The following is a 17,992-nucleotide window of genomic DNA, read 5'->3' as shown; positions in this document are numbered from 1 at the left end:
CAACACCCTTTTTCCAGGGCAGCGGCCCACCGCGCTCTAGACCATCCGGAGGACAACATGTCGAAGTCGGTTCAACTCATCAAAGATCATGACGTCAAGTGGATTGATCTGCGTTTCACGGACACCAAAGGCATTCAGCACCACGTGACCATGCCGTCGCGTGATGCGCTGGACGAAGACTTCTTCGAAGTCGGCAAGATGTTCGACGGTTCCTCCATCGCTGGCTGGAAAGGCATCGAAGCTTCCGACATGATCCTGATGCCGGTCGACGAAACCGCCGTTCTGGACCCGTTCACCGAAGAACCAACCCTGATCATCACCTGCGACATCGTCGACCCGTCGAGCATGCAGGGCTACGACCGCGACCCACGCGCCATCGCCAAGCGCGCTGAAGAGTACCTGAAGAGCACCGGCATCGGTGACACCGTATTCGCCGGCCCAGAGCCTGAGTTCTTCATCTTCGACGAAGTGAAGTTCCACTCGGACATCTCCGGTTCGATGTTCAAGATCTTCTCCGAGCAGGGCTCGTGGATGACCGGCGCTGACGTGGAAGGCGGCAACAAAGGCCACCGTCCAGGCGTGAAAGGCGGCTACTTCCCGGTTCCGCCGTTCGACCACGACCACGAAATCCGTACTGCCATGTGCAACGCCCTGGAAGAAATGGGCCAGACCGTTGAAGTTCACCACCACGAAGTGGCGACTGCCGGCCAGAACGAAATCGGCGTCAAGTTCAACACCCTGGTGAAGAAGGCTGACGAAGTACAGGCGCTGAAATACGTCGTGCACAACGTTGCCGACGCTTACGGCCGTACCGCCACCTTCATGCCGAAGCCACTGTACGGCGACAACGGCTCGGGCATGCACGTGCACATGTCGATCTGGAAAGACGGCAAGAACACCTTCTCGGGTGAAGGCTATGCCGGCCTGTCCGACACCGCCCTGTACTTCATCGGCGGTATCATCAAGCACGGTAAGGCCCTGAACGGCTTCACCAACCCGTCGACCAACTCGTACAAGCGTCTGGTTCCAGGCTTCGAAGCCCCGGTAATGCTGGCCTACTCGGCTCGCAACCGTTCCGCCTCGATCCGTATTCCTTACGTTGGCAGCCCGAAAGCCCGCCGTATCGAAGCACGCTTCCCGGACCCATCGGCCAACCCGTACCTGGCGTTCGCGGCCCTGCTGATGGCTGGCCTGGACGGCATCCAGAACAAGATCCACCCAGGCGACGCGGCCGACAAGAACCTGTACGACCTGCCGCCAGAAGAAGCCAAGAACATCCCGCAAGTGTGCGGCAGCCTGAAAGAAGCTCTGGAAGAGCTGGATAAAGGCCGTGCGTTCCTGACCAAGGGCGGCGTGTTCTCCGACGACTTCATCGATGCCTTCATCGAGCTGAAGAGCGAAGAAGAAATCAAGGTCCGTACCTTCGTACACCCGCTGGAATACGAGCTGTACTACAGCTGCTGATCTGATTGGCGCCTCGCGCCGATGACATGATCACAACGGCCTCCCTCGGGAGGCCGTTTTTGTTTTCATACATGCGAATCAGAACGCCCCTACAAGCAGCGTTTGGTCAACTGCGCACAATCCATTCTCCCTCTGTATGGAGAACACCATGCGCCTGGCCATCACGTCACTTTGCTTGCCGTTTGCCTTGATCGGCTGCATCGCTCCTGAAGCATCCCAGCCTGAATTCAACCCACTCCTGTCCAACATCGAGTACCGACTGGACCTGGCCAGCTCGGTCGCACTGCACAAGTGGGAACACAACCTTGCCGTAGCGGCGCCCGAGCGCGAGCGCGAAGTCCTTGCCCTGGTGCGCCAGCAGGCTGCCGACCATGACCTCAGCCCTGAACGCGCCGCAGCTTTCTTCAGCGACCAGATCGAGGCCAACAAGCTGATGCAGTACACCTTGCTCGATCGCTGGGTCATGCTAGAGCAGAGGCCATCAGCAGCCGTCCTTGATTTGGTCGACCAACTGCGGCCTCGTCTGGACAAGCTTCAGACAACGCTTCTATTCGAGTTGGGGCGCTTCGACCGGCACCCTCCAGAGGACTGCGCGCGTAAACTCGCCAACGCCCTGCACGCCCGCACCAATGACCCGATACGCCACCTTACCCTGGTCCGCGCAACCGCACAGCTGTGCCCGAAACACTAGGCGCGCCAATGCTCTATATTGGTGCATAACAACGCCAAACGCTCCGCCATGCACCCCAAAACAGGTCGCGCGGAGCGCCCGCTCAGCAAATTTTGATCCGATTGAGCGCAAATCCAGGCCTTTCTCAGCTATTTCCGCTTCTTTTCGGAGCCTTGGTTTGTTTCTTGCATTTTTTGCAGGAAGAGAGTCTCGCATCAGCGGATCCACAGCACGCTCGGATCTGGCCCCAAGTGCCAGGCAAGCGCCAAACGAGGTCAACGACGCCTTATGACCATCAGCGATGCACAGCACCGTCTGCTTCTGGACAACCTGACCACCGCCACGTTGCTGCTCAACGCCGAGCTGCGCCTGGAGTACATGAACCCGGCGGCAGAAATGCTGCTGGCCGTCAGTGGCCAGCGCAGCCATGGGCAGTTCATCAGCGAGCTGTTCACCGAATCGACCGAGGCGCTCAGTTCGCTGCGCCAGGCGGTCGAGCAGGCGCACCCATTCACCAAGCGTGAAGCGCAGCTTACATCGCTGACCGGGCAGACCATCACCGTCGACTACGCGGTAACGCCGATACTGCATCAAGGCCAGACCCTGCTGTTGCTCGAAGTGCACCCGCGGGACCGGCTGCTGCGCATCACCAAGGAAGAGGCCCAACTGAGCAAGCAAGAAACCACCAAGATGCTGGTGCGCGGCCTGGCCCACGAAATCAAGAACCCCCTTGGCGGCATCCGCGGAGCGGCCCAGCTACTGGCCCGCGAACTGCCCGAGGAAGGGCTGCGCGACTACACCAACGTGATCATCGAAGAGGCGGACCGTTTGCGTAACCTGGTCGACCGCATGCTCGGCTCGAACAAGCTGCCGTCGCTGGCCATGACCAATATTCACGAAGTGCTGGAGCGGGTGTGCAGCCTGGTCGATGCCGAAAGCCAGGGGTGCATCACTTTGGTGCGCGATTACGACCCAAGCCTGCCGGACGTGCTGATCGACCGAGAACAGATGATTCAGGCCGTACTCAACATCGTGCGCAACGCCATGCAGGCGATCAGCTCGCAGAATGAGCTGCGCCTGGGTCGCATCACCTTGCGCAGCCGCGCCCTGCGCCAGTTCACCATCGGCCACGTGCGTCACCGCTTGGTAGCGCGGGTAGAGATCATCGACAACGGCCCGGGCATCCCGCCGGAACTGCAGGAAACCCTCTTCTATCCCATGGTCAGTGGCCGCCCGGACGGTACCGGGCTGGGCCTGGCCATTACCCAGAACATCATCAGCCAGCACCAGGGCCTGATCGAGTGTGAAAGCCACGCTGGCCATACCGCCTTCTCGATTTACCTGCCTCTGGAACAAGGAGCCACCGCCTCATGAGCCGAAGTGAAACCGTATGGATCGTCGACGATGATCGCTCCATCCGCTGGGTCCTGGAAAAAGCCCTGCAACAGGAAGGCATGACCACCCAGAGCTTCGACAGCGCAGACGGTGTCATGGGACGCCTGGCACGCCAGCAACCCGACGTGATCATTTCCGACATTCGCATGCCTGGCACCAGCGGCCTCGACCTGCTGGCGCAGATCCGCGAGCAGCATCCGCGCCTGCCGGTCATCATCATGACCGCCCACTCCGACCTGGACAGCGCCGTGGCCTCGTACCAAGGCGGTGCCTTCGAGTACCTGCCCAAGCCATTCGACGTCGACGAAGCGGTATCACTGGTCAAGCGCGCCAACCAGCACGCCCAGGAGCAGCAAGGCCTGGATGTGCCACAGAACCTGGCGCGCACCCCGGAGATCATTGGTGAAGCCCCGGCGATGCAGGAGGTGTTCCGCGCCATCGGCCGCCTCAGCCACTCCAACATCACCGTGCTGATCAATGGCGAGTCCGGCACCGGCAAAGAACTGGTGGCCCACGCCCTGCACCGGCACAGCCCACGAGCAGCATCGCCGTTCATTGCCCTGAACATGGCCGCCATCCCCAAGGACTTGATGGAGTCGGAGCTGTTCGGCCATGAGAAAGGCGCCTTCACAGGTGCTGCCAACTTGCGTCGCGGCCGTTTCGAGCAAGCCGATGGTGGCACGCTGTTCCTCGACGAGATCGGGGACATGCCTGCCGACACCCAGACCCGCCTGTTGCGTGTGCTGGCCGATGGCGAGTTCTACCGCGTAGGCGGCCATGTGCCGGTCAAAGTCGACGTGCGCATCATCGCCGCCACCCACCAGAACCTGGAGTCACTGGTGCAGGCCGGCAAGTTCCGTGAGGACTTGTTCCACCGCCTGAACGTGATCCGTATCCACATTCCGCGCCTGGCTGACCGCCGCGAAGATATCCCCGCCCTCGCCCGCCACTTCCTTGCACGGGCGGCCCAAGAGCTGGCAGTCGAGCCGAAGATCCTCAAGCCGGAAACCGAAGAGTTCATCCGCAACCTGCCATGGCCTGGCAATGTGCGGCAGATGGAGAACACCTGCCGCTGGATCACCGTGATGGCCTCCAGCCGCGAAGTGCTGATCGGCGACCTGCCACCAGAACTGCTGAACCTGCCACACGATGCCGCGCCGGTGACCAACTGGGAGCAGGCCCTGCGCCAGTGGGCCGACCAGGCCTTGGCGCGCGGGCAGACCAGCCTGCTGGACAGCGCAGTGCCGAGCTTTGAGCGGATCATGATCGAAACAGCACTCAAGCACACCGCCGGCCGCCGTCGCGATGCGGCGCTGTTGCTGGGTTGGGGGCGCAATACCCTGACACGCAAGATCAAGGAGCTGGGGATGAATGTGGCTGGGGGGGATGATGAGGAAGGTGATGACCACTGAGCTCTGAATTAGCTTTTAGATTGCTGGGGCTGCTTTGCAGCCCATCGCGGCACAAGGCCGCTCCCACAGGATCACTTCTGCCCCCAGGCTGATGCGATCCTGAGGGAGCGGCCTTGTGCCGCGATGGGGCGCAAAGCGGCCCCAGCCATTTCAGCCTTCTGAATGCACCGTTCCTGTGCCGGCTGCACCTCTCGAAGGCACAAATCCCCTCAAAATCCGGCCAAATAACCCGCAAAGCCCAGTATTCACGGCTTTTGCAAAACTGGCACGCCCCCTGCAATAAGCAATACATCTCCAGTTTCGGGGGCCCTGGTACAGGCAGGCCGGGTGAACCCCTCTTTTATTTGCAGCACCGCCGCTTTTGGGGACCTCGGTACAGGCAGGCCGGGAAATCCCCCCTTTATACGCAGTACCCCTTTTGGGGACCCTGGTACAGGCAGGCCGGGATATCCCCTCTTTTATTCGTGCAGTTTCACTTGCACCCGCCAGCGCCCAGCGTCCTCTGCACCGGCCCATTCGCCGTGCAGAGGGCGCGCGGCCACCACCGTCAGCAACAAACCTTCCTTGCTGTGCTGTACCCGCCAGCTAACCGGCTTGCCCTGCAGGCTGAGCTGCCCTTGCTGAGCCTTGCCCTGGGCCTGAAACAGCAACGCCACCGTCCCTTCCACGTTCTCGCCATGCAGCTTGGGCTCTTCGTTGAACCACAGCTCCAGGCCATCCTGCATCACTTGCACCTGCTGCAGCTCACGCTCGTCCGGCGTAGTCAGGCGACCGATCATCAGCCCTACCATCAAGCCAACGATCGCCAATGACAGCATCACCCGTGGGAAGGCCTTCGAACGCACGTCCGGTTCAGGGGTAGAATGCCCGTCATCTTCACGTTTGGAGCCGTGCATGTTTCACGTCATCCTTTTTCAACCAGAAATTCCGCCGAATACCGGCAACATCATTCGCCTATGCGCCAACAGCGGCTGCGCCCTGCACCTGATCGAACCCATCAGCTTCGAACTGGATGACAAGCGCCTGCGCCGCGCAGGGCTGGACTACCACGAGTATGCCACGCTCAAGCGTCACGAGAGCTTGGCCGGATGCCTGGAAAGCCTTGGCAACCCACGGTTGTTCGCCTTTACCACCAAGGGCTCGCACCCGTTCCACGAAGTGGCCTTCCAGCCAGGCGACGCCTTCCTGTTCGGGCCAGAGAGCCGCGGGCTGCCGGCCGAGGTGTTGGACAGCCTGCCGGCCGAGCACCGACTGCGCCTGCCGATGCGGCCAGGGTGCCGTAGCCTGAACCTGTCCAATACCGTGGCGGTGACGGTGTATGAGGCGTGGCGGCAGAACGGGTTTGCCGGGAGCTGATGTGTTGCCCGTACGGGCCTCTTCGCGGGTAAACCCGCTCCTACACAGGTCGAGGGAACGGCGCGATCCCCTGTAGGAGCGGGTTTACCCGCGAAGAGGCCCACACAGGCAACAAAAAAGCGCCCGAAAGGCGCTTTCTTGATACCGGCAGTTATTACTGCACAGTAGGCGCTTCACCCGCTTCCTGCATACGCTGCATTTCTTGCGCGTACAGGGCGTCGAAGTTGACCGGCGACAGCATCAGCGCCGGGAACGAACCGCGGGTCACCAGGCTGTCCAGGGCCTCACGAGCATAAGGGAACAGGATGTTCGGGCAGAACGCACCCAGGGTGTGGCTCATCGAAGCCGCATCGAGGTTGGCGATCAGGAAGATACCGGCCTGCTGCACTTCAGCAATGAAGGCCACTTCGTCACCGTTCTTGACGGTAACCGACAGGGTCAGTACGACCTCGTGGAAGTCGCCTTCCAGGGATTTCTGCTTGGTGTTCAGGTCCAGGGCAACGCTCGGTTCCCAGGTCTGACGGAAGATCTGCGGGCTTTTCGGGGCCTCGAACGACAGGTCGCGCACATAAATACGTTGCAGGGAGAACTGAGGGCTGTTGTCTTCTGCAGCAGCGCCGTTGGTCTGTTGGTCAGTCATGTCAGATCCTTATCCTAATGTTTTTGAATGCAGTGCAAATCAGGCCGCCAGCAACGCGTCGAGCTTGCCCGCGCGCTCCAGGGCATAGAGGTCATCGCATCCACCGACATGGGTGCTGCCGATCCAGATCTGCGGCACCGACGTACGGCCGGCTTTCTGACTCATCTCGGCGCGAACCTGCGGCTTGCCGTCGACCTTGATTTCCTCGAAGGCCACGCCCTTGCTCTCGAGCAGGTACTTGGCGCGCATGCAGTAGGGGCAGTAGTCGCTGGAGTAGACGATGACAGGCTTCATATCACTTCACCAGGGGCAGGTTATCGGCTTTCCAGCTGGAAACGCCACCGCTCAGTTTGGCGGCGTTGTAACCAGCTTTGAGCAGCTCGCGGCAAATGGTGCCGGACTGCTGGCCCATCGCGTCGACGACGATCAAGGTCTTTTCTTTATGCTTGCCCAGCTCGGTCATGCGGTTGGCCAGCTTGTCCTGCGGGATGTTCACAGCGCCGACGATATGACCGGCGGAGTATTCCTTGGCCGGGCGAATGTCGATCACCAGGGCCTTCTCGGCATTGACCAGGGCTGTCAGTTGGCCATTAGTCAGGCTCTGGCCACCACGACGGATTTCATTGATGAGCAGCAAGACCAGCAGAATGAGGAAGATCGCAACCAGGATGTAGTGATCTGTCGCGAATTGAATCAGGTGAGCAACCATCAGCGGTGTTCCAGGCGATTGAAAATGCCGGCCAGTATACACAGCCCCTTGGTGCCACCAAAGCCCGACGGGCCGGCCACAAAACCACCTTCATGTTGCTACTACAGGTGCGCCGGTCGGTGGAATGGGACGAATATTAGCCGCAGGTGGCGTATTTGCCCTAAAATGCGTGTCTTTATCATCTTTGAACAACCGTGAGTTTGATTGATGACGAGCACGCCCAAACCCCTGGTCCTGATTATCCTGGATGGCTTCGGCCATAGCGATATCCCCGAACACAACGCCATCTTTGCCGCCAATAAACCGGTCTATGACCGCCTGTGCGCCACCCAGCCGCACGGCCTTATTTCCGGCTCGGGCATGGATGTCGGCCTGCCGGACGGGCAAATGGGCAACTCCGAAGTCGGTCATATGAACCTCGGCGCAGGTCGCGTCGTCTATCAGGACTTCACTCGGGTGACCAAGGCCATCCGCGACGGCGAGTTCTTCGAAAACCCGGTACTGACCGGTGCTGTGGACAAGGCAGTCGGTGCTGGCAAAGCCGTGCACATCCTCGGCCTGCTGTCCGATGGTGGCGTACACAGCCACCAGGACCACTTGGTGGCCATGACCGAACTGGCCGCCCAGCGTGGCGCTGAAAAGATCTACCTGCACGCCTTTCTCGATGGCCGGGACACCCCGCCACGCAGCGCGCAGTCGTCCATCGAACTGCTCGACGCCACCTTCGCCAAACTGGGCAAGGGCCGTATCGCCAGCCTGATTGGCCGCTACTACGCCATGGACCGAGACAATCGCTGGGACCGCGTCAGCGCCGCCTACAACCTCATCGTCGATAGCGCTGCCGAATACACCGCTGACACGGCCCTGGCTGGCCTTGAAGCCGCTTACGCCCGCGACGAAAGCGACGAGTTCGTCAAGGCCACGCGCATTGGCGAAGCCGTCAAGGTCGAAGATGGCGATGCCGTGATTTTCATGAACTTCCGCGCCGACCGCGCTCGCGAACTGTCGCGTGCATTCGTAGAGCCAGACTTCACGGAATTCGCCCGTGCGCGCCTGCCGAAGATGGCGGCGTACATCGGCCTGACCCAGTATTCGGCGAAGATCCCGGCACCAGCAGCCTTTGCCCCGTCCAGCCTGAACAACGTACTGGGCGAATACCTGGCGAAAAACGGCAAGACCCAACTGCGCATCGCCGAAACCGAGAAATACGCCCACGTCACCTTCTTCTTCTCTGGTGGCCGTGAAGAGCCGTTTGAAGGCGAAGAACGCATCCTGATCCCGTCGCCGAAGGTCGCCACCTATGACCTGCAACCGGAAATGAGCGCACCAGAGGTGACCGATCGCATCGTCGAAGCCATCGAACAGCAGCGCTTCGACGTCATCGTGGTCAACTACGCCAACGGCGACATGGTCGGCCACACCGGCGTGTTCGAGGCAGCGGTCAAGGCCGTCGAAGCACTGGATACCTGTGTAGGGCGCATTGTCGACGCGCTGGAAAAAGTGGGCGGCGAAGCGCTGATCACCGCTGACCACGGCAACGTCGAGCAAATGGAAGACGAGTGCACCGGCCAGGCGCACACCGCACACACTACCGAGCCGGTACCGTTCATCTATGTGGGCAAGCGCAACGTGAAAGTGCGTGAGGGCGGCGTGCTGGCCGACGTGGCGCCAACCATGCTGAAGCTGCTGGGGCTGGAAAAGCCGGTGGAAATGACCGGTACCTCGATTCTGGTCGACGCCTGAATGTCGAAAGGGGCTGCGTTGCAGCCCCAATTGCACATGAATTCCAGACAAACGCCCCCCTGCATCCGCAGCGAGGCGTTTTTTTTGCCTGCCCAGGCGGGCATACTAGGCCAGTCTCCATCCTTGGTACGCCAAACCCCATGCTTCGCGCCCTGATCCTCCTAGCCCTGTCTTGCCTGCTCAGCCCGGCCTTCGCCGATGAGCGTGCGCAGACCCAGCAGCAACTGGATGCCACCCGCCAGGACATTGCCGAGCTCAAGAAAACGCTGAGCAAGCTCCAGGAAGAAAAGGCCGGTGTGCAAAAAGACCTCAAAGCCACCGAAACCGACATCGGTAACCTCGAAAAGCAGGTGGAGGCCCTGCAGCAAGAACTAAAAAAGACTGAAGGCGAGCTGGAGCGCCTTGATACCGAGAAAAAAAAACTCCAGAGCGCCCGCGTTGAACAACAACGACTGATCGCCATTCAGGCCCGTTCGGCCTACCAGAACAACGGTCGCGAGGAATACCTCAAGCTGCTGCTCAACCAGCAGAACCCCGAGAAATTCGCCCGCACCCTCACCTATTACGACTACCTGAGCAAGGCGCGCCTGGAGCAATTGCGCACCTTCAACGAGACGTTGCGCCAACTGGCCAACGTCGAACAGGAAATTTCCAGCCAGCAACAACAACTGCTGGCCCAGCGCACCGACCTCGACAGCCGCCGCCAGGCCTTGGAAAACGAGCGCGCCAAGCGCCAGCAGGTACTGGCAAAGCTCAACAGCGATGTGAAGGACCGCGATCAGAAGCTGCAAGCGCGCGAACAGGACCAGGCCGACCTGGCCAAAGTCCTGAAGACCATCGAGGAAACCCTCGCCCGCCAGGCGCGTGAAGCTGAAGAGGCACGCAAGAAGGCCCTGCTGGCACAGCAGGAAGCAGAAAAACGCCGCCAGCAGGAAGCGCTGGCCGCCGCCGCTGCCCGCGACCGGGCCCGTGAGCCCGCAGAGCCAGTGGAACCGCCGAAAAAGGCCCGCACCACCCTCGGGCCGATGGTTTCCAGCGATGGCGCGAATTACGGCGGCGCATTTTCTGCTGCGCGGGGCAAACTTCCATGGCCAGTCAATGGTCGATTGCTGGCACGCTTCGGTGATGCCCGCGGTAGCGACGCCCGTGCCAAGTGGGACGGGGTTATGATCAGCGCCAACCCAGGCACCCAGGTACGTGCCGTGCACGGCGGGCGTGTGGTATTCGCGGACTGGTTGCGCGGTGCCGGGCTTCTGGTCATTCTCGACCATGGCAACGGTTACCTGAGCCTGTACGGCCACAACCAGAGCCTGCTCAAGAATGCCGGTGATATCGTCAAGGCCGGTGAGGCCATTTCCACCGTTGGCGACAGCGGTGGCCAGGACGCGGCAGGCTTGTATTTCGCTATCCGCCAGCAGGGCCGGCCTACCGACCCTTCGCAGTGGTGCCGGGGCTAGGCTCTGTACGAAAAGTCTTGAGACGCGGTCAGGCAAGGCGAAAAAAGCCGAGGAACGGCCGGGGTCGCGCCCGACTGTACTGGAGTACATGAGCATTCCGAGGCTGTTTTCAACGCAGCATGAACAAGTATCAAGGCTTTTCGTACAAAGCCTAGTCACATTTCTACGGCGCAGCTTGAGTGCTGCGCCGATGCTCCCCAGGGAGCGCTTACAGGATCAGGAGTTCGTTCGACATGCTGCACTCGCCTCGTCTCACCCAGCTGGCCCTGTCCATCGCCCTGGCGGTCGGCGCGCCCCTGGCCACCGCCGCAGAGCCGGCCAAGGCCGCTGCAGTGCCAGCCACCGAGGTGACCGCCAAGGCGCCACTGCCGCTGGAAGAACTGCGCACCTTCGCCGAGGTCCTGGACCGCATCAAAGCTGCCTACGTCGAACCGGTAGACGACAAGACCCTGCTGGAAAACGCCATCAAGGGCATGCTTAGCAACCTTGACCCGCATTCCGCCTACCTCGGCCCTGAGGACTTCCAGGAGCTTCAGGAAAGCACCAGCGGCGAGTTCGGCGGGCTGGGCATTGAAGTAGGCCAGGAAGACGGCTTCATCAAGGTGGTCTCGCCAATCGACGACACCCCAGCCTCGCGGGCCGGCGTGCAGGCTGGTGACCTGATCGTCAAGATCAACGGTGCCCCGACCCGCGGCCAGACCATGACCGAAGCCGTCGACAAGATGCGCGGCAAGGTCGGCGAGAAGATCACCCTGACCTTGGTGCGCGACGGCGGCAACCCGTTCGACGTGAATCTGACCCGTGCAGTCATTCAGGTCAAAAGCGTGAAGAGCCAGCTACTGGAGAACGACTACGGCTACATCCGTATCACCCAGTTCCAGGTCAAGACCGGTGACGAAGTGGGCAAGGCCCTGGCCAAGCTGCGCAAGGACAACGGCAAGAAGCTGCGCGGGGTGGTGCTGGACCTGCGCAACAACCCAGGCGGCGTGCTGCAATCGGCAGTGGAAGTGGCCGACCACTTCCTGACCAAAGGTCTGATCGTCTACACCAAGGGCCGCATCGCCAACTCCGAGCTGCGTTTCTCGGCCGACCCGGCCGATGCCAGCGCAGGCGTGCCGCTGGTGGTACTGATCAACGGTGGCAGTGCATCGGCATCGGAAATTGTCGCCGGCGCCCTGCAGGACCAGAAGCGCGCCGTGCTGATGGGTACCGACAGTTTCGGCAAAGGCTCGGTGCAGACCGTGCTTCCACTGGCCAACGACCGCGCCCTGAAGCTCACCACTGCGCTGTACTACACCCCCAACGGCCGCTCGATCCAGGCCCAGGGCATCGTCCCGGACATCGAGGTGCGCCCGGCCAAGCTCACCGCCGAAGCCGACACCGAAAACTTCAAGGAAGCCGACCTGCAGGGCCACCTGGGCAACGGCAACGGCGGCGCCGACCGCCCGACCGGCAGCAGCAAGCGCAAGGAGCGCCCGCAGGATGACGACTTCCAGCTGAGCCAGGCACTGAGCCTGCTCAAGGGCCTGAACATCACCAAGGGCGACTGAGCCACCCTATGCGTTATCTGCTGTGTCTGTTGTTTTGCCTGATGGCCGGAATCGCGCAAGCGGCGCCGGCCAACAAGGCCTACATGAGCATCATCATCGACGACCTGGGCCAGAGCGCCGAGCGTGACAACCGTACCCTGGCCCTGCCCGGGCCAGTGACCATGGCGATCATGCCCGACACCCCGCATGCCACTGACTTTGCTCGCCAGGCGCACAAGGCCGGCAAGACGGTGATCCTGCACATGCCTATGGACCCGGCCACCGGGCCCTATGCCTGGCACCCGGAGGTTCCGCTGACGGAGCTGGCCAGGCGGCTCGACACTGCGCTAGCCAAGGTGCCCTACGCCGCCGGCATCAACAACCACATGGGCAGCCGCATGACCGCCCAACGCCAGCCCATGGCTTGGCTGATGGGCGAGCTGCAGCAGCGCCATCTGTTCTTTGTCGACAGCCGTACCAGCGCGGCCACGGTGGCAGCTGCCGAAGCGCAGGCACAAGGCTTGGCACATGTCTCGCGCGATGTGTTTCTCGACGATGTGCGTACCACCGAGGCAATTACCAGGCAACTTCATCAAGGTATTGCGCTGGCCAGCAAGCAAGGCTCGGTGGTGTTGATCGGGCACCCTTACCCACAAACGCTCGAGGTGCTGGAGCGCGAACTGCCAGGCCTGAAGAGCCAAGGCATTACCCTGATCGGCTTGAATCAGATGATCGCCGAGCGGAGCAACCAGGCCATGCCTGCACATGGCAAGCACGGCCGCTACAGCAACCGCTGAGCTCGAGGTTCGCGCCTCGTATCGCCCAGGTCAGCTGAAAGGAATAATCCCCCTGGCTTGCTCCAACGTCAGCTTCCCACGGTGAATCCGTTGCCCCGCCATTGCTGCGAGGCGGCTACTCATACGACGCTGGCTCCAGGTTTTCAGGTGGCCGGCTACAAAATTTTCACCATGATCACTCTGAGATTGGAAATGAAAATGTGCAGCCCAGAGGTTACGCCTGCTCGGCAGGCGCAGCACACGATACTCGTCAAAGGCACCGCCATCCTGCATGAGCCGGCGCTCGCCGTATTCGACGGTGATCAAGCCTTCAGCGTGCAAATAACGCAGGGCTTCGGCGGATGGGTAGCTGGTGTCAGTGTAGAGGGTGATGAGCTGGAGCTTTTTCTCACCGCGCAACGCATCCGCATCCCGCTCCAGGGCCCTCAACAGTGAGTCGCTGCCACCCGCCTCGCGTACGGTACTCACCGCCTGTTCCAGTTTGGCCAGATGCAGGTCGAACAACTGAGCGAGCAAGGTCCCTTTGATATCGTGCTCGACATACGATTTGGCCTTCATCCGCACCTTACTGGTTTCATCCAGCAATGATTGCACCCACATGGCCAAATCGCCTGGGGGCGCTTCGTCAGTCAATGAAGGCCGTTTTACATCACGCTGACGCCACTCTCCTTCAACGTGCTCAAAGGTCGCAAGCACCGCTTCGCTGATTCCCTCACGCACTTCAAGCAGGCGTTGCCCCTGCACTTGCACTTCGGTTCCGATCTGTAACTGCCCCTGAGCATTACGCACCAGCCGCTGCGGCATGCTGGACACAGGATACGGCAGACGACTGGTGGGCGCGCGGGACTCATCCTGCTCGCGAGCCGCCTCGACCAGACGGCGGCCAGCATCCAGCTTGAGCTTGCCGACATGCTCCCGGTACCGGTCGAGCATCGCCGGCTCGATCAACCTGCCTCCCTCCTTGCGAATACGGTCGCTGTTGAGCATTGCAGCACTGTACTCATCCCAGGCTTCCTGCAAGATGACAATCCTGTCCTGCGGCGAAAGGTTGGCAAAATCCAGTGCGCCGTGAGCTTCAGCCGCATTGCGCAGGCTCAGGCCCGCCAGATCATCCCTGTAACCGGCAAGAATTGAACGACCGGCTTCATTGTCCAGGTGCAAGGCAAGGTCCGCCAGGTTCAATACCTGATGGAAACGCAGCTGAACCGTATTGATGGTGCGCTTGGCTATCAGCTGCGCAACCGTCCGCGCAGGTTCATCCGGGGCTCCGGTAATTTCGAAGGCGTCGGGTGTATCAGCGAGGATCTGATCGAGACTTTCGTAGCCCGCAAGCAAGCGATCCTGCAGGTCAACTGCGGCCTGCAGCTTGAGCCGGAACGCCTGATACAAGTCGGACACTTGGCCGACTGGCCTGCCATCCAGCGCCTGCTGCATCTCGGCTAGCCGGGGCAAATCAACAAGGTCCCAGAGTTCATAGACGATGAAATCGCTATTGCGGATGATCTCCGCGCGAACGGTCGTCTCATGCTGCCGAAGCGTGTCGTCCCAGCCTCCTTTCTGCCGCTCGCTGGCGTACTTGGGTTCATTCATGCTTGCCAATATCGGCAGTAATGCCGTATCGGCGCTGACAGCGGCTTCCAGCTGTTTTATAGACTGGTCTCTGTGTTGGGAGGCTTCCTGCTCCAACTCGGTTATACGCTCATCGTATCGCTGGACCAGTTTACCCAACTGCTCACTTTCATCCCCCTCCGGCAGGTCAGCCAGCTTTGCGGCTGCCCTGCTCCTAAGGTCCTTCAGGTTCTGCAGCGGTTTCTTCGACTCCAGGGACTGCTTGGCCATCAGCCCGAATTGCTGCCTCGCGCGTTCGACCTCCTGGTCCAGCTGGTTGACCTTCTGATGTAACTCTTCGAATCGCTTTGCCAGCCTAGCCTGGGCGGAGTTCCGGGGCATGCCGCCGTCCAGACGAAGTGAGGAGTCCAGCCGCCAGTCGCCATCGGCAGAGCTCAGCCAAGGCCCCACTGCCCCGTGGCCGTCGATCACTCGCACCCCCCCAGGTAATTGCTGCACGCGGTAGGTATCCCCGGCCAAGCTGACGTATAACGCGTCGTCGATACGGTACAAGCCTGCTGTGCCTGGGCTACTCAACGGTACCCTGCCATCGAGCGACACCCCTGAACGCATTGCCCGAAGTGCTTGCCGCTGTGCAGGCGGTAACCAGTTGAACCCACTTTGGCCACGCCAGGAAAAATCGATCCACCCCCCACGAAGGCCCTCGCTGGCTGCCGCTTCCTCGACCGGGACGATGGTTAGCTCGGCATAGGCTCCACGCTGCGGCTCGGGGCCTTCAACGGCTGCTGCGCCGGGCAGCTCATGAATGGGAATTTCCCGTGGCGGTTGCCTGCCATGCAGCAACGCCATACCCAGGTTGAGCACAAGGTCGGCAACTGCGGATGTTCGGTCAAACTCATTCCCGCGCTCAAGGGCATCCAGGTCGTGCTGCAGGGAGGCGAGCAACTGCACCAACCACGCTACGGAGGCCACCGGCCCACGGATCGCTAAAGTTACCACATTGAATAACAGCCATGCGCCCTCACACAGGGTTTGCCAGCGGTTCTCGGCATTGGATACGGTCTGCTCGTCGGCAAGCCTGAGCAGAAGGTCACGGTTCGCATTGTAGAGCTGCTCGTCAATATCGCCGGTCCAGTAGGTGACTGCCAATTGGGCGGGCGCTGGACGCTCGGGAATGATATAGGGATCGATTCCTATGGAGGTGGTATGAGGCTCACTGAACCCCCCATGCTCATATATCGGCCTGACGTTCGGCGCCATCCAGTCGAGAATACTGTCCTGCAGCAGCTTCGACTCGCGCACATGACCCAGCAAATCCGCCAGATGGGTGTATTGACGTAGCGTGTCAGTGGCGAACAGCGGACGATAGAGCAATACCAGCGAAGGCTCTGCGCAGTACAGTAGGTACATGCCCAGCACCTTGTCCATGTTCGCCGACGTTGCGCTGCGCTTGAACGCCAACGGGATCAATACCATTCGAGGCGTTACCGGGTCGATGCGACCGGCGCAGAAATCGACCACACATTGCAACCCGACCTCTCTGATCTTTCCCCCAAGCTTGGCAGAGATAGCACTGGCGAGCAGCGCAGCACGCCATTCGCCACCCAATCGTCTGACCCGCTCCGCGCGCATGGCCGGGTCGTCCAACTGGGCGGCGACGTAGGCAGGGTAATGACGACCAATATCCACCTTGGTAACGAGGCCCATGGCGACGTCCGCATTCAGCCATTTCGGCGCATCCACCCATTTCGGCTCATCCCCCTCGGCGCGCTGGTAGATTCGCCCGATGCTTGCTCCTTTGAGGGAAGCGAGGTTACCGATGGCGAACTGGGTAAGCGACATGCTCCCCGCGGGCTCCAACGGCTCCCCACCGCCCGTGCCCGTTGCCGAACCTCCCGGCACCCCACGAGCACGATAAAGGTCGAACATCAGATCGTCCGGCGAGCTGTGAACCTTATGGTCATCCCAGATTTGCTTCTCCAGCGCCTGACGAGCGTAGTCGGTCAACGATTGGATACCCTCCAACGCCCCCACGCCGCCCGAGCCGAGCTGATGCAACGCGATCTGCAGCAAGGCGGCGCTGCAGGCAAAGCTGTCCTGGGGAGCACTGGCACGCAACCCTGGAGGCGGCACTACTGCCGGCGTGTCATCCTGGTAAACCTCGAACCAGGACGAAGGATCACTGAGCTGGGCAAAACGCCGCTCCAGGGCCGGAACATCCTCGATGGCCAGACAGCGGGCGCGATCAACCCGACAAAGCAGTGCATCGAGCAAGAGCGAAACCTGCTGGGCAAATACGTTGCCTTCGGCCGGATAGCGTTGCCAGCGCATCTGCTCGAATGCATAGTCCTGCGCCAGTTCGTCACGCAGCGCCAGGCCGAACGCTGACATCGAATCGAAGCTGCGTACCGCCCCGGAAGGCGCGCACCAAAGCACTACCTCGCGCTCATCCCACTCGCCGCAAACCAGCATCAGGCACTGCAACTGATCATGCTGCAGCGAGGCGCTGATGAGCTGAGTCTGGACAAAATACACCGCTGGTTGGTCGTCACCGCCGTACAACACGCCACGGATGCACGCCTGCTCCTGTGCGTCCAGACCTTGCAGCGGAAGGCCACGCAGTAACGCGATCCTTAACAGCAACTGCAACCAGCTGTCGCGTCGGACACCACCTTTGTCATCGGCTCTCCAGTATTCCAGCTGAGCCTCGCAGAAATGCTCAGGAAGTTGCTGCACCAATTTGTTCAGCGCGGGCGACAAGCCTGACAACTGGCGGGTATCGAATTCACTATCCGAGCCAGGAAAACGATAGTCTTTGGTCAGGCCGAGGTTGTAATGGCGACCATCATCAAATGGCTCGAGGCTAAGCGGCTTCGAATCGAGCAAGGCGGCCAGCACCCGGTCCACCAAGGAGCCGGTGGTCCAGTAAGGACTGGAGGGGTCCGGGCTGTCCAGCATCAGTGGGTCCGCCGTTGCCAGGTCGGGAGTGACATTGGCCAGCCAGGGCAGTTCTGAGAGCAACAAGCGCAGCAATTGTTTACTGGCGACCTGCCGCAGCGTCGGGCGATCGCCGAACTGCCTGGCAACCACCTGTCTGAAATCGAATGTTGGAACCTGAGGATTGGTCATGCTGGGTGCCTCCACCGTGAAAAACGGTAGGCTGCGGCAAGAATGCCCGACACCCGCATTACATATTGCTTTATCAAGCGCTGGCGCAGTCCAGGGTCACCGTAGGCCGGCGCTTCGCTCGG

At 61.0% G+C, this 17,992-nt stretch carries 14 protein-coding genes; 9 read left to right on the top strand and 5 right to left on the bottom strand.

The window, feature by feature from the left end; translation table 11 throughout:
* The first annotated feature begins 57 nt into the window (after nt 1-57).
* The 4 genes from glnA to ntrC all read left to right on the top strand — a co-directional run bounded on the left by glnA (nt 58) and on the right by ntrC (nt 4,941).
* The gene (gene glnA / locus QYE47_RS19125; protein WP_003249219.1) at nt 58-1,464 is read left to right on the top strand and encodes a type I glutamate--ammonia ligase; all 1,407 of its coding nucleotides are present in this window, start codon (nt 58-60) and stop codon (nt 1,462-1,464) included.
* A 148-nt stretch (nt 1,465-1,612) separates the two neighbouring features.
* Nucleotides 1,613-2,155, top strand: coding sequence for a gamma subclass chorismate mutase AroQ (gene aroQ, locus QYE47_RS19120; protein WP_014592691.1), 543 nt, complete (start codon nt 1,613-1,615; stop codon nt 2,153-2,155).
* A gap of 267 nt (nt 2,156-2,422) precedes the next feature.
* Nucleotides 2,423-3,508: a nitrogen regulation protein NR(II) gene (gene glnL / locus QYE47_RS19115; protein WP_010955600.1), complete on the top strand. Its 1,086-nt coding sequence runs from the start codon at nt 2,423-2,425 to the stop codon at nt 3,506-3,508.
* Nucleotides 3,505-4,941 (top strand): nitrogen regulation protein NR(I), encoded by a 1,437-nt coding sequence (gene ntrC / locus QYE47_RS19110; RefSeq protein WP_010955601.1) that lies wholly within the window; start codon nt 3,505-3,507, stop codon nt 4,939-4,941. The genes glnL and ntrC overlap by 4 nt, the downstream gene beginning before the upstream one ends.
* A 458-nt stretch (nt 4,942-5,399) precedes the next feature.
* Here the strand turns inward: ntrC and QYE47_RS19105 are convergent, their stop codons facing one another.
* Nucleotides 5,400-5,837, bottom strand: a complete 438-nt coding sequence (locus QYE47_RS19105) for a hypothetical protein (RefSeq protein ID WP_010955603.1) — start codon at nt 5,835-5,837, stop codon at nt 5,400-5,402.
* Here QYE47_RS19105 and trmL point away from each other — a divergent pair.
* Entirely contained in the window at nt 5,836-6,297 is a 462-nt protein-coding gene (gene trmL, locus QYE47_RS19100) for a tRNA (uridine(34)/cytosine(34)/5-carboxymethylaminomethyluridine(34)-2'-O)-methyltransferase TrmL (RefSeq protein ID WP_003249209.1), read from the top strand. The genes QYE47_RS19105 and trmL overlap by 2 nt on opposite strands.
* 154 nt (nt 6,298-6,451) lie before the next feature.
* Here trmL and secB read toward each other — a convergent pair whose 3' ends face one another.
* The 3 genes from secB to QYE47_RS19085 are packed head-to-tail and all read right to left on the bottom strand — an operon-like array spanning nt 6,452 to nt 7,646.
* Nucleotides 6,452-6,937 carry a protein-export chaperone SecB gene (secB, locus tag QYE47_RS19095; RefSeq protein ID WP_014592692.1) on the bottom strand — a complete coding sequence of 162 codons (486 nt, stop codon included), beginning with the start codon at nt 6,935-6,937 and terminating at the stop codon, nt 6,452-6,454.
* 39 nt (nt 6,938-6,976) lie between these two features.
* Nucleotides 6,977-7,231, bottom strand: a complete 255-nt coding sequence (gene grxC, locus QYE47_RS19090) for a glutaredoxin 3 (protein WP_003249204.1) — start codon at nt 7,229-7,231, stop codon at nt 6,977-6,979.
* A gap of 1 nt (nt 7,232) precedes the next feature.
* On the bottom strand, nt 7,233-7,646 hold the full coding sequence (locus QYE47_RS19085; RefSeq protein WP_010955605.1) for a rhodanese-like domain-containing protein: 414 nt from the start codon (nt 7,644-7,646) through the stop codon (nt 7,233-7,235).
* Between the two features lie 207 nt (nt 7,647-7,853).
* On the opposite strand from QYE47_RS19085, the gene gpmI reads away from it, so the two are divergent.
* The 4 genes from gpmI to QYE47_RS19065 all read left to right on the top strand — a co-directional run bounded on the left by gpmI (nt 7,854) and on the right by QYE47_RS19065 (nt 13,172).
* Complete coding sequence (gpmI, locus tag QYE47_RS19080) at nt 7,854-9,389, top strand: 2,3-bisphosphoglycerate-independent phosphoglycerate mutase (protein ID WP_070384435.1); 1,536 nt, start codon at nt 7,854-7,856, stop codon at nt 9,387-9,389.
* A gap of 140 nt (nt 9,390-9,529) precedes the next feature.
* Complete coding sequence (locus QYE47_RS19075; protein ID WP_019437764.1) at nt 9,530-10,846, top strand: murein hydrolase activator EnvC; 1,317 nt, start codon at nt 9,530-9,532, stop codon at nt 10,844-10,846.
* A gap of 233 nt (nt 10,847-11,079) precedes the next feature.
* Nucleotides 11,080-12,396: a S41 family peptidase gene (locus QYE47_RS19070; protein WP_004576741.1), complete on the top strand. Its 1,317-nt coding sequence runs from the start codon at nt 11,080-11,082 to the stop codon at nt 12,394-12,396.
* Nucleotides 12,397-12,404: 8 nt separating this feature from the next.
* Nucleotides 12,405-13,172 carry a divergent polysaccharide deacetylase family protein gene (locus QYE47_RS19065; protein WP_070384436.1) on the top strand — a complete coding sequence of 256 codons (768 nt, stop codon included), beginning with the start codon at nt 12,405-12,407 and terminating at the stop codon, nt 13,170-13,172.
* 30 nt (nt 13,173-13,202) lie between these two features.
* Here the strand turns inward: QYE47_RS19065 and QYE47_RS19060 are convergent, their stop codons facing one another.
* Entirely contained in the window at nt 13,203-17,870 is a 4,668-nt protein-coding gene (locus QYE47_RS19060; protein WP_070384437.1) for a DUF6543 domain-containing protein, read from the bottom strand.
* Nucleotides 17,871-17,992: the final 122 nt, after the last annotated feature.

It is taken from the genome of Pseudomonas sp. 2,4-D, from assembly GCF_030418155.1.
GTDB lineage: Bacteria > Pseudomonadota > Gammaproteobacteria > Pseudomonadales > Pseudomonadaceae > Aquipseudomonas > Aquipseudomonas alloputida.
The sequence above is the reverse complement of the archived record's forward strand: the minus strand, read 5'-3'. Positions and strand labels throughout refer to the sequence as shown.